The sequence below is a fragment of the Mesorhizobium sp. WSM4844 genome, from assembly GCF_055811775.1.
On sequence record NZ_JBVVQB010000054.1, the window covers coordinates 1 to 12714 of the forward strand.

General features: G+C 62.5%; 11 protein-coding genes and 1 pseudogene. 11 read left to right on the forward strand and 1 reads right to left on the reverse strand.

All coding sequences use genetic code 11. The annotated features are described in order from the left end of the window. Window positions 1–764: 764 nt before the first annotated feature. The 5 genes and pseudogenes from AC0L2A_RS29030 (at window position 765) to AC0L2A_RS29050 (ending at window position 6418) form a co-directional block, all read left to right on the forward strand. The gene (locus AC0L2A_RS29030) at window positions 765–2024 is read left to right on the forward strand and encodes a glycosyltransferase family 9 protein (RefSeq protein ID WP_473611706.1); all 1260 of its coding nucleotides are present in this window, start codon (window positions 765–767) and stop codon (window positions 2022–2024) included. Window positions 2025–2446: 422 nt separating this feature from the next. Further along, window positions 2447–3418, forward strand: a pseudogene (locus tag AC0L2A_RS29035) (cation:dicarboxylate symporter family transporter); the annotation flags it as partial. Between the two features lie 335 nt (window positions 3419–3753). Continuing rightward, entirely contained in the window at window positions 3754–4470 is a 717-nt protein-coding gene (locus AC0L2A_RS29040) for a DsbA family protein (protein ID WP_473611707.1), read from the forward strand. Between the two features lie 400 nt (window positions 4471–4870). Beyond that, the gene (locus AC0L2A_RS29045; protein WP_473611708.1) at window positions 4871–5857 is read left to right on the forward strand and encodes an ArdC family protein; all 987 of its coding nucleotides are present in this window, start codon (window positions 4871–4873) and stop codon (window positions 5855–5857) included. Window positions 5858–5998: 141 nt separating this feature from the next. Beyond that, a complete protein-coding gene (locus AC0L2A_RS29050; protein WP_473611710.1) occupies window positions 5999–6418 on the forward strand; it encodes a DUF2958 domain-containing protein in 420 nt (139 codons plus the stop codon). Window positions 6419–7034: 616 nt separating this feature from the next. Here AC0L2A_RS29050 and AC0L2A_RS29055 read toward each other — a convergent pair. Beyond that, a complete protein-coding gene (locus AC0L2A_RS29055; protein ID WP_473611711.1) occupies window positions 7035–7223 on the reverse strand; it encodes a hypothetical protein in 189 nt (62 codons plus the stop codon). Between the two features lie 50 nt (window positions 7224–7273). On the opposite strand from AC0L2A_RS29055, the gene AC0L2A_RS29060 reads away from it, so the two are divergent. The 6 genes from AC0L2A_RS29060 (at window position 7274) to rlxS (ending at window position 12240) form a co-directional block, all read left to right on the forward strand. Next, window positions 7274–7444: a hypothetical protein gene (locus AC0L2A_RS29060; protein ID WP_473611712.1), complete on the forward strand. Its 171-nt coding sequence runs from the start codon at window positions 7274–7276 to the stop codon at window positions 7442–7444. 633 nt (window positions 7445–8077) lie between these two features. Continuing rightward, window positions 8078–8401 (forward strand): DUF736 domain-containing protein, encoded by a 324-nt coding sequence (locus AC0L2A_RS29065; protein WP_065010508.1) that lies wholly within the window; start codon window positions 8078–8080, stop codon window positions 8399–8401. 175 nt (window positions 8402–8576) lie between these two features. Then, on the forward strand, window positions 8577–8846 hold the full coding sequence (locus tag AC0L2A_RS29070) for a helix-turn-helix transcriptional regulator (protein ID WP_473479475.1): 270 nt from the start codon (window positions 8577–8579) through the stop codon (window positions 8844–8846). Beyond that, window positions 8843–9391: a signal peptidase I gene (gene lepB, locus AC0L2A_RS29075; protein WP_473611714.1), complete on the forward strand. Its 549-nt coding sequence runs from the start codon at window positions 8843–8845 to the stop codon at window positions 9389–9391. The genes AC0L2A_RS29070 and lepB overlap by 4 nt, the downstream gene beginning before the upstream one ends. Next, window positions 9379–10062: a lytic transglycosylase domain-containing protein gene (locus tag AC0L2A_RS29080; protein ID WP_473611715.1), complete on the forward strand. Its 684-nt coding sequence runs from the start codon at window positions 9379–9381 to the stop codon at window positions 10060–10062. The genes lepB and AC0L2A_RS29080 overlap by 13 nt, the downstream gene beginning before the upstream one ends. A 207-nt stretch (window positions 10063–10269) precedes the next feature. Continuing rightward, window positions 10270–12240, forward strand: a complete 1971-nt coding sequence (rlxS, locus tag AC0L2A_RS29085; RefSeq protein WP_473611716.1) for a relaxase/mobilization nuclease RlxS — start codon at window positions 10270–10272, stop codon at window positions 12238–12240. Window positions 12241–12714 lie beyond the last annotated feature (474 nt).

A 12714-nucleotide genomic window follows, 5' to 3' on the forward strand; every position in this document is an offset into this window, starting at 1 on the left:
TCTGCGCCTTGTCGCGCGCCCGTCGCCTCCCCCCCCCCCCCCGCCCGCGGCCCGCCCCGCGCCCCCCCCCCCCCCCCCCCCCCTGCCGGGTACTTCCTGAGGTGCTCGATGCCGAGAGGGTGCTGGGCGCTTCGAAAGTGAGCGCGCACCGGAGCGGCTAGCTACCGCTACGCTGTATTGTGGCCGCAACCTTTGGCAGCCATCCATCCATGGCGTGGATGGGCTTCATCGAAACAATCGATTTTCTCAACCTTCCGGAATCTCGCATTGACCTCAGCACCGGACACGCATCGACCGTCCCTGCCTCTGTCGCGTGAAAAGGAACCCGAAAGGGGAAAATCTTTGCATGAGCTCAGACGTGCGCTGGAAATTGTCCTGGGAATGAGTTGCAGCAGGCCGACGATTTCGAATTGTCCGACCTCTCTTTGTTAGCGGAGTCTTTCCCCTCTCAGAGCCGTTGAACGGCCGGCGTCACCTAGGCCTAACTGATTCAGGCCAGTCCGCACCTGCCTCTTCCCGCAAAGAAATTCGACAGCCCATCTTTGCGCCCGTCATTGCCGTCGCTGGTCGGCAAAGCTTCCGGACTGACCGGGGCTGACGCCGGAACTCCTCTTTCACTCGCAGCCGCGAACACTGAAAACCACCAGTCGTCTCAGAGTCGTTTGCCGAGTTAATTTGTCAACTCGGATAAGACTGGAAGCAAATACAACCTACACAGACATAACTAGGCAAGCAATGTTGTACGTATAACCTTCGGAATGGCAATGGTATACTTTACAAAGCGCGACGACAATCAAATTATATACCGCAGTTGGGAGGAGTCGGAACAGTCAAGCGCCAAGATGAGAATTTTGGCGCTTAAGCTTGATCGTGTCGGGGACTTTTGGATGTCTCTAGCGGCCCTGAAGGACCTGCGTCAGCGCTTTGCGCATGCCCACATTACGCTGGTGGTCGGAAGCTGGAACATCGATACTGCAAAACAGTTCGACCTCGCCGACGATTACGTTGCTTTTGACTTCTTTCCTCGCAACCCGAAGGTCGATACCCGCAAGAAAGCGGCCGACATACGGCGGCTGCTGACCGGCGAGTTTGATCTTGCCATTGATATGCGTGTTCCGGATGAGACAAGGCCCATTTTGCTCGAAGTCCCCGCCCGGCATCGTGCGGCGATAGTTGATCCTTACGGAATGCATCAGATCGATATTGCGATAGCGCCATTCGATCTGAAATTGCGCAGAACCATCTTCTACAAGCTGGCCCAAAAAATAGGGATCGCCGACAAATTCCCTCGCACATGGCTTGATTGGTTCGTTGACCGTAAGCAGGTACGTCTCCAGCATGTGTCGGAAATCCTCCTCTTTCTGGTCGCAAAGGCAGCGGCCTGTTTCGACGCAGAAAGTGAAGCGGGCCGCCGACAGAGTTCGACAGAAGGCAAGTCCCCGATCGTCGTGGCTCCGTTTTCGAATTCCAGCCTGCGCGATTGGCCGATCGAAAACTTTGGCAAACTTGTCGCTGCTCTTTCTACCCGTAGTGAGGTGATCCTCGTCGGCCGTGGCGAAAGCCGGGAAGCGCTTGAGGAGGTCGCGATGACAGCCCGCGACCGTGGAGCCGCGGAGATTCGAATGGCTGTCGACTTGTCGGAATTGGAATTCAATCATCTCATGAATTCGGCCGCGCTCGTGGTGTCGAACAATTCAGGCACTGGGCATGTCGCTGCCCAGCTTGGCCGCCCTACTGTCGGAATTTTCACCGCGTCACATCTACCGGAAATTTGGGGTTTCCGTGGTCCCCTGGTCAGCATGCTTATGAGCGTTATTGAATGTCGCGGATGTGGTCTGGACAAAGTGCGGCGCTGTCCGGTCAAAGTCCGCTGCAAGTTCGACATCACGCCCGATCTGGTCATTGCCGAGGTAGACGCCTTGATGAATTATTGTAAGGGGCGGGACAGACTTATTGTGGCACGCGGGCGGTGCGGCCAGAACGACGATCGCGCGCGAAGATGCAGCTCAGGGCCCATGCCGTAACACGGCCGGTCGATTACTCCATCTGTGGAGCGCCAGACTATACGGGTCGCGGTAGCGATCGCCTGTCGACAGCGGTGTTTGATATCCGACAGGCTCAGCCGACTGGGCGATGGCTTGGACATAGCCATAGCCAGATGTTGACCATCTAGATCCCGATCGCAGCCACCAAGGCAAACAGGTTGCCTCGACGACCTTTCGGCCGCTGCCAGGCCGCATGTCCGCCGACGGTCTGCCCTTGTTTTTAAGAGGGCACGCGGCTGCGGCGAATGCGGCACTGCGTGAGAGGTCCTGCGCGTTATCGCGCCGCCGCTGCTTGGCACGGCGCTTGCGCCCGAGATGGCAGCAGCGTTCGACCGGAGCGCCGCCAGTGAGAGGGCTTGAAGCGAGGAAGAGCCCGCCCCGATCCGGCAGGGAGACAAACGGTGTTAGCTCCACAAGTCCACAGCGCGAACGCCGGGCCTCGTAAGCCCCATATTGCGCGGCTTTACGTTCAGGTGCTTGCCGCCGTCGCCCTTGGCGTCGCTGTTGGCTTTTTCTATCCGGCGACCGGAGAGGCTCTGAAGCCGCTCGGCGATGCTTTCATCAGGCTCGTGAAGATCATCATCGCGCCTGTCATCTTCCTGACAATTGCGACCGGCATCGGCGGCATGAACGATCTCAAGAAGGTCGGCCGGGTCGCCGGCAAGGCAATGATCTATTTCCTCACCTTCTCGAGCCTCGCATTGATTGTCGGTCTCATTGTCGCAAATGTCGTTCAGCCAGGTGCCGGCCTCGACATCGATCCAGCCTCGTTCGATGCCCAGGCCGTGAAGGGCTATGCCGCCAAGGTCCACGAGCAGTTCGTGACCGGCTTGCTGATGCCGTCAATCGTTGGTGCCTTCGCCGAAGGCGATATCCTGCAGGTCCTGTTCTTCTCGGTCCTGTTCGGCATCGTTCTGGCGATGGTCGGCGACACCGGCAAGCCTGTGCTTTCTTTGCTTCAGGCGCTCCTCGCGCCGGTGTTCAAGCTGGTCGGCATTCTGATGAGGGCCGCGCCCGTCGAAGGGGCGAGCGCCAGGCGTTCGGTCGTGGGCCTCGGCATCCCCGCCGGATATTCATTCAATCTGCACGGCACCAATATCTACATGACGCTGGCCCCCCTCCTCCTCGCCCAGGCGACGAACACGGATCTGTCGATCGGCGGTCGGATCCTGCTGCTGTTCGTCGCCTTGCTCTCTTCGAAGGGAACAACTCGCATTACCGGTGCGGGCCTCCTCACGTTGGCTGCAGCGCTCTTTGTCGTTCCGACCGCCCCAGCTGCCGGCGCGACGCTTATTCTTGGCGTCGACCACTTTGTGTCGGAGTGCCGTGTGCTGACCATTTTTCTCGGCAACGCAGTGGGAAGGTTCGTGTTGCCCGAAGCAGGGCGAGCCGGATGATGGACGATTGGCAAAGGCCCTCACGAGCGGGTCCTTCGGCGCTCGGCGTTCGTTGAAGGGCAGATCGCCCGGCGTGATGACCGGTGGTCTCGGCTGGCAACTCGCGAACGCCGCTCAGCTATTGCAGTCAGCCCGTTGGAGCGAAGCCGTCATACGGCAACCGCCAGATGGCGCCGGCATCGACATTGTGAGCCCCCCACGACTGCCGATACTGCGGGAACTGCCGGGCAAGCGATCCAAAGCGACGACCAATTTTCACGCCAAAAGGCCAGCCGTTGCTGCCCCGTTAACGGCTGATTGGAGCCCGACCCATGTCAAAGCAAAACGCCGTCCTTGTCGCCGTAATCGTTTTTTTTGTCCTCGCCCTGTCCGTGCTGGGAACGCTAAGGCGACAGCCAGATAGGTTGACGACCTGCAACGGCTCGGAGATTAACGCCTTGCTCGCGGCGGACTTGAGGATACTCATTCCGCAGCATCGCGACGCACTCCTCAACGACCTCGCCTCGCCAATCGCCGGCAATCCGCAGGGCGACGTCCCCCTGGTCTCATTCCTCGACTACAACTGCCCGCCGTGCAAGGAAATGGACCTCATTCTCCAGCAAGCCCTCAAGCATGATCCCAATCTGAGGATCGTGCGTAAACAGCTCCCGGTCCTGGGACCTGCTTCCGAATTCGCCGCGCGTGCGGCGCTCGCCTCCCACAAACAGGGAAAATATGAGGCGTTCAATCGCGCCCTTTTTGCTTTTCCCGGCTTGGTGAACCAAAGAACCACCCTGGTCATTGCGGCACGTGTCGGCCTCGATGTTGAGCAGCTCAAGCGGGATATGGAAGGCCCGGCCATCACCGAAGCCATCGCACGCGATCGCGCGCTCGCGAACGAGCTGTACATCACCGGCACGCCGGCGTTGGTGGTCGGCGACGAAGTGATAGCCGGGGTGGTAGAGACGGCCGGGCTGCGAAGCTGCATCGCCGATGTGCGCGCAAACGCCAAGGTTCAGTCTTCCACAGCTGCAAAATCGGCATTTTGACCGCATCAACTGCTCTCGGGACCAGAGTCCTGAGCGCCCGCGCGCCTGAAGGCGCGCGCCGGGTGCTCGTGCACCGAGCCCGCGTTTTCTTCGACAGGCTCAGGCGGTCTCGGCCATCCGGCTTCGCCCCCTGACGCGGGCAGCCTGTCGGCTGCTGACGGTCGCCGGCCAGCCGGCCGGCGTCAATTTTTGTGGTGGCCTTCCCCGGTGGCACGGGGTGGGCGGCACTCCCTTCTAGGCCAGCCGCGGCATCCCGCAACCCTCCGCTTGCCGCTCCGGGTCCTCCTCTTCGTTCCGGTCCTTCGGATGCGGTCCGCCTTCTACGGCGGGCCTTTCCGGTCGCTTTCGCCGCCCACCCCGCTTCCGGGGAGGGCGCAATTGGCGAACGGAGGACCAGACAATGCGTGCAAACAACAAGCATTCCGGCAGCCGCGAGGCTGGCGCGGGCAAGGGCGGGCGCTCAGGCGCCAGCCTCTATCAGGAGATCACAGACCGCATCGTTGCCGAACTGGAGCGCGGCACCGTGCCATGGGTCAAGCCGTGGGGCAGGGCAAAGGCAGGCCTTGGCCTGCCCAGGAATGCAGCCACCCAGCGCCGCTATTCCGGCATCAATATCCTGATCCTGTGGGGCGCCGTCATCGAGCGCTCATACCCCAGCCAGAACTGGCTCACCTTCCGGCAGGCGCTTGCCCTTGGCGGTAATGTCAGGAAGGGCGAGCGCGGCACGACCATCGTTCACGCTGACCGCTTTATTCCCAAGGTCGAAAAGGAACGCGCCAAGGCCGATGGCGACGAACCGCAGGCCGTGCCTTTTTTGAAGCGCTTTACCGTCTTCAATGTCGTGCAGTGCGACAATCTGCCCGACGATCTCCATGCCGCCGCTGAGCCGCTGCCGGCGCGCGAAATCGTCCCGCAGGCCGAGCAACTTATTCGCAGAAGCGGTGCGGATTTCCGTATCGGTGGCGATCGCGCTTTCTACATGCCCGGCAGCGACACCATCCAGGTGCCGCCCCAGCCGGCTTTCTTCCACCAGATCGACTACTACCGGACCTGCTTTCACGAGCTTGGCCACTGGACCGGCCACCCGGCGCGACTCGCGCGCGACCTGTCAGGCTCATTCGGCTCCAGAACCTATGCGCGCGAGGAATTGGTCGCCGAGATGGCCGCAGCCTTCATCTGCAGCAGTCTCGGTATCGAGCCGACCGTGCGCCATTCCGATTACATCGGCTCATGGCTGACGGTTCTGCGCGAGGACAATCGCGCCATTTTCCGCGCGGCCAGCCATGCCTCGAAAGCCGCCGATTTCCTGCTTGGCCTCAATGCCGACGTCGAAAGCGAGGCGCAGGCCGAGATCGAAGGTGAGGCGAATGCCGAGATCGCCGCGTGAGCGCGCTCCATCGCCATGCGCGACCGCCTTGCGCTTCTGGCGCGCCGATGCGCGTCCCCGCGCGGCGCACCAGCCGCTCGTATCCGCCTGTTTCAAAAAGCCGCACTCAATCAGCCCGAACCGTCTTGAAGGAATTCCGCAATGATCCTGATCACCGATGAACTGCGCGCCCGGCTCCTCGCCAACGGCGCTGCCGACACCGAAACCGACCACGCACCCGTCGTGAAACTGTTCGATCCGGCCGGTCCTGCGATCTGGCTTCTGACCGAACTCGATGCAGACGGCGACACGCTGTTCGGCCTTTGCGACCTCGGCTTCGGCTTCCCTGAACTCGGCAGCGTCAGCCTTGCCGAACTCGAATCCATCAAGGGTCCGCTCGGACTGGGCATCGAGCGCGACCTTTATTTCATAGCGCGTTTTCCGCTGTCCGTTTATGCGGAGGCCGCGCGCAGCGCCGGCCAGATCACCGAAGCCGAGCGGCTTCTGCGGCAGGCAGCGGAAGCACTTGCCAAATCCCATTCCGAGCTTCCGCCAGACGCGGCGGAGCCAGAGCGCCGCTAGGCGCAAACCCGTCCCCGCCGCATCGGCCTTCGGTCTCCCCGGCGGGGACAATCGCACCCCAAACGAAGGAGAAAGACATGAAGCTTGCCCATATTCCGCTCGACCGACTGAACATTTCCGGCCTCTGCGCCACGGAAAACGCGCGCCCGACCTGTCCGACATTCTGCCGTCCGTCCGCGCGCGCGGCGTCCTCGTGCCGCTCCTGGCGCGGCCCAACGGCTCGCCGGAAAGCTTCGAGATCGTCGCCGGACGGCGCGCTATTTCGCCGCAAAATCGCTCGCCGACGAGCGAGGTAAAGCCGATCCCTTGCCCTGCGCCATCATGGAGGCTGGCGAGGACGCCGATGCCCTCGAAGCCTCGTTGATCGAGAACGTCGCCCGCCTCGACTCCGACGAAGTGTCGCAATGGGAGACGTTGTCACGGCTGATCAGAGAGGCGTGCGCTTGGGCTGCGCGACCATCCGAGCGAAGCACTTCGCCTGATGGTGGCGCATGCGATAGCGGGTTCCGGCCTGTGGCAGGTTCGCCGCGAACCGTAGCGCGCTTGCAGCGAGATCGTGGCCGCAAGCCTCGCCGGAAGCAGCGGAAGCCGCGTTCGCCGAAAAACGGCGCGAGGTCTAGGCGCTGCTTGGGCAACCGGATGAGGATGGCACAATCGCTGCGGCAATGGCGACGACCTCGGCACGACAAGCATCTTCGCGCGGCTCCTGGCGCTCCGCGACGATCATGTCGTGCGCGTTCTCAGCATCGTCATGGCCGAGACACTTGAAGCCGGCAGCGCCGTCATCGAGGCGCTCGGCAAGCATCTGAATGTCGACATCGGCGCTTGCTGGCAACTGGACGACGCATTCTCGATTTGTTGCGCGACAAGGAAATTGCCAATTCCATGCTTGCCGAAGTCGGCGGCAAACATGTCGCGGACGGCAGTGTCGCCGAAAAGGTGAAGACGCAAAAGAAGATCATCCGCGACTTCTTTCGGGGGACAACGGCGGCAGACAAGTCGAAACCTGGCTGCCGTGCTGGATGAAATTCCCGGTCGAAAGCTACACTGATCGAGGCGGCTTCCGCACCGCCGATCAATGGGCACGGGTCAGGTCACCGTTCGTCTGCCAATAGCCTGTCACGGCCGGCCGCGGCTTCTCGGCAGCCGCCCTTCGGCACTGTACCCCGGTCGCAGTGGCTGCATGTTCGAGCTTCCTTTGCCCCGCATCGCGGACCGAAATCCAGGCCGGCAAACTCCTGATCCCCATGGATCGGTCCGCCCGCCCGATGCCTGATCTGCGCCCAACCTGCGCCCAACCTGCGGTCATGATCTCGATCGGCGTGGGCACCTGATCAGCCGCAGGCCTTGTAAATTCCCGCCCCTCCTGCCTGGCTGTAGCGACCGCGTTTCCCACGATCTCCTGCTCTCTTCAAGGACCATTCCCCTGCGGCTGGCTTGTGACCTATGGGCGGATCCGGCCGCCCGAAACCCTCGCCGATCAGCTTTTTTCCCCGCCGCCTGCGGCGGCTTCCTCGCGCCGCTTCGCTTCAAAAAAGCTGCCCGCTCGGGTCCTCCGCTATCGCTTCGGCCCTGTCGGGTTCAGGCGGTCCGGACGCGCCCATTACGGTCCGCCATCGCAGGGGATGGTCCCCGGCGACAGCAAAAGGAGACTTCGAAATGACCGCGATCGGTTACGTCAACAAGCAGGAAAACGGCGGCTACAAGGGCCAGCTCAAGACGCTCAGCGTCCGCGCCGACATCGACATCGTCCCCAACCAGGCCAAGAGCGCCGACAACCATCCCGACTTCCGGGTGCTGACGCAAGGGGTCGAAGTTGGCGCCGGCTGGATCCGCACCGGCGAGACTTCCGGCAAGGACTATGTGAGCCTGTCGATTGCAGCGCCGGAGTTCGGACCGCGCAAGCTCTACGCCAATCTCGGCCGCGCCGCCGGCCAGGACGATGACGACACCTACGCCATCATCTGGAACCCGGCCGACTGATCGGCCGACCCGAGCCTCGCGCCCCATCCGGCGCGGGGCTCATTCCCAGGCGCTCCAGCCAAACCCGCCCGCCCGAAAGGCGGCGAAAACTCTCCCCGGACTCTTCGCCCGTCCCGGAGGCGATCTCGCTCGCCCATCCTCGCCCTCACTTGTCCGGAGCGAAACGAGGATCACCATGGACGACGAAAACGAACGCGCGGCCCGCGCCAAAAAGGGCAGTCCCTTTCTCAGCACAGCCCAAGCAGCCTTCTATATCGGGCTCTCCCAGCGCACCCTGGAAAAGATGCGGCTCACGGGCGGCGGCCCGAAATTCCGCAAGCACGGCCGCTATGTCCGCTACCACATCGACGAACTCGATGGATGGTCGAAAGGACACCCGCAGTACGCCGGTAATGAGGGTGGTGAGGCCGGTTCCGGCCAAGCCGGCCAGGGAGGCCGAGCATGAGCCGGCGCCCTTCCATCCGTCTGATCGGCAGCCGCCTGCGGCGCCTCCAGGCACGCAAAACCATCGCCGCTGCCGTGATTGGACTGACCCTGATCGGCTTCGCCGGCACCGTCAAACCCACGCCCTGGCTGGTCTGGAACGCCTCGGCCAGCGCGCCCGTCGGCCTCTATGGCCTCGGGTTTGCAGCACCGGCTCGGGGTGATCTGGTGCTAGTCCGCCCGCCAGAATCGCTCGCCGAACTCGCCGCCGAACGCGGCTATCTGCCCCGCAACGTGCCGCTGGTAAAACGTCTTGCCGCGCTGCCGGGCGACGAAGTCTGCACCTTCAATGACGCGGTCATCATCGACGGCGAGATCGTTGCGCGACGGCTGGCGAAGGATACCCGAGGCCGCCCGCTGCCATGGTGGAACGGGTGCCGGACACTCGCCGACAACGAAATCTTCCTGCTCGGCAGCGACGATATTCGGTCATTCGACAGCCGCTATTTCGGGCCGGTGCCGCGCGCAAATGTCATTGGGAGGCTCGTGTCGCTATGGACCGAGTGACCCTGCTGATGTTCGGCATGATCGCCTTTGCGCCATGCGCCTGTTCCGCCTCGACCGGCGCTGAGCCGGTCGCCATCTCCCAAATTCCGCACCTTCAAAAGTGGCACGAGTTCACAGGCGAAGCAAGCAGACGCTTCCGTATTCCTCAGGCCTGGATTTACGCCGTCATGGATGCCGAAAGCGGCGGCAAGACCATGCTCGACGGCCGCCCAATTACCTCACGCGCGGGCGCAATGGGCCTCATGCAGGTGATGCCGGAAACGTATGAGGACATGCGTGCCAAATACGGTCTGGGAGCCGATCCGCACGATCCGCGTGACAATATTCTCGCCGGAACCGCCTATCTCAGCGCCATGTTTGACCGCTTCGGATTCCCCGGCCTGTTTGCCGCCTATAACGCAGGACCCGAGCGCTACGAAGAGCATTTGAAGCGTGGGAAGCCGCTGCCCAAGGAGACAGCTGCCTATCTTAAACAGCTCAGGGGGACGGGGATTTCAGCTGCCGACATGCATGAATTCGAAGGGGACTCCAAGGCGCCAAACAGCCAAAACGCTCCCTCCGGCCGCTCGCTCTTCTTCCTTCGTAACGGCGTTCGCGCCGGCGAAGCGAAAGGCGATCTCTTTGTGCCGCTGCGCGTCAATCGCGCTCGGACGAAACCGAATGGCCGGTGACTCGGCGAGCGGGCGGTTTGCGGGGCGGGAAAGGGCGGGTGCGGAAGCCGGAAAGCGGAAGGGCGGCGTAAGGCAAGATAAAGGCATTGCCTCCAGGAGGCGGCGAAGTCTTTGTCTGCACATCGTTTTTCCTGGAGGCTGCTGGCAGAGCCGGGAGTGTGGAACACGCAAGTATCTGCCACTGCTTGAGATTTCTGGGAGGCCACGATGCAGGATGACGAATTCAGGCCGAAGCTCGGCAGAATAGGCTCGCGCGGCTCGAAGGCAGGCAAACGCTTCGCCAGCCAGGTCCAGGCGGCGATCAACAGAGCCGGCGGCCGGCCCCAGCGCGGCGGCCGCTTTAACGGCAGCCGGGCAGGGCGCGGCGGAGCGGCCGCCGCGCTGCTGAAATCACGCGACAGGTATGCTGCCTTCCGGCAGCGGCGGGTGGTGGTCAAGGCGCGCGTCGTCAAGCTGGCCGGCAAAGGCCAGGGTGGGGCGCGTGCGCATCTGCGCTACATCCAACGCGACGGCGTTACCCGGGAAGGCGCGCCTGGCGAGCTCTACGGCGCCGACAGTGATCGCGTCGACAGCAAGGCCTTCCTTGATCGTGCCGATGGCGATCGGCATCAATTCCGCTTCATCGTCGCACCCGAAGACGGCATCCAGTATGACGACCTGAAGCCACTCACGCGCCGGCTCATGGCGCAGATGGAGGAGGATCTCGGCACGAAGCTCGACTGGGTTGCCGTCGATCATTTCAACACCGGCCACCCGCACACCCATATCATCGTCCGTGGCAAGGACGACCGCGGCGAGAACCTCGTCATCGCGCGGGAATATATCTCAAGCGGAATCCGCGAACGGACCGCCGAGCTGGTCAGCCTCGATCTCGGTCCACGAACCGATCGCGAGATCGAGCACCGCCTGCGCCAGGAAATGGAGCAGGAGCGCTTCACCAGCATCGACCGGCAGCTGCTCAGCATGCGCGACAGCGATGGACTGGTTTCTACGGTCGGCCGCGACGCCTTTCGACAGACCCTGCACCAGGGCCGGCTGCGCAAACTCGGACGGATGGGTCTGGCCGAGGAGATCAGCTCCGGCCGCTGGCGCCTCGACGATGAGCTCGAAGCGACACTGCAGCGCATCGGCGAGCGCGGTGACATAATCAAGACGATGCACCGAGACATTGCGGGCAGAGGACTATCCCGAAGTGCAGCCGACTGTGTGATCCACGATCAATCCGGGCAGCTCGCGCAACCTTTCGTTGGCCGCCTTGTGGCGCGCGGGCTTGCCGACGAGATCAACGACCGCCACTACCTCATTGTGGATGGGGTGGACGGGAAAAGCCACTACATCGATGTCGGCAAAGGTGAGGCCACCGAACCGACGCCCGACGGCTGCATCGTCCGTGTCACGCCGAGAAACACCGGGCCGAGGCAGGTTGACCGCACCGTCGCCGAGATCGCTGCCGTCCACGGCGGGCGCTACAATGTTGATATCCACCTGAAGCATGATCCGTCTGCCAGCGAACGCTTCGCCGAAACCCATGTGCGTCGTCTGGAAGCCATTCGCCGCGAGACCGGCACTGTCAGGCGCGAAGCCGACGGCACATGGATTATCGCGCCGAACCATCTCGACCAAGTCGCCGACTACGAGCGCAAGCGAGCCATGGCTGTGCCTGTCGTCGTCGACAAGCTCTCATCAATGCCGCTGAATCAGCAAATCGGGTTCGACGGTGCCACCTGGATCGACCGGGAAATGGTTTCCGATTCACCGGAGGCCCTGCGCGACTCCGGCTTTGGCCGTGACGTGCGGGAGGCGCAAGCCCGCAGGCGGCAATGGCTGATTGCTCAGGGTCTCGCGCATGAAGAGCAGGACCGCACCGTGTATCGCGCCAACATGATTTCGATCCTCCGCCAGCGTGAACTGAACCGTGTTGCCGGTCAGCTCTCGGAAGAGCTCGGTCTGTCCTATGCTGAAGTGCGAGCCGGAGACCGGGTACAAGGCACTCTCCGCCGCTCAGTTGAGCTCGCCAGCGGCAAATACGCCCTTATCGAGAAATCGCGCGAGTTTGTGCTCGTCCCGTGGCGGCCGGTGCTCGAGCGGCATATCGGCAAAGAGATTTCTGGCATAGTGCAGCGAGACGGTATCTCCTGGAACATCGGTCGGCAAAGGAATGGGCCTAGCGTTTCATAACTTGTGTGGCAGCCATGCGTGAGTGCGGTGTGCCTTGGACTGGCCCGGCAAGAGATCGACCAAGGCGCTCCGAGAGCGTGAGTGCCGCTCTGGTAGTTCTATCGGACCAACGACAGCGCGCCCGTGGCCAATTGCGATCCCATTCTAACCAATATGCTCGGGCTCGCGCCAGATCGCCGTTAAGCTTGCCGGAGCTCGCGCAAACGTCGAGGACATTTGCTGAACCAGCTCGACAAAAAACAAGGGATCGAGCTCCTCCCGGCTGCTGTCGCTGTGGATGCCCTTCCACATGGCATGAGGATAAGGGCATTCCGAGCAACGAGTCTGGCTCCGCTTCAATGGCTCGCGAACGATCTGACGAGGTCGAGCAGTTTGGGCCATACGCTTCGAGCATCAGAGTATCGCCGCTTTCCAAGCTGATCGGTGGACGAGGTGAACCGCTCTTATGCTCGGAAAAGGCGAGGCTCGTCGCAC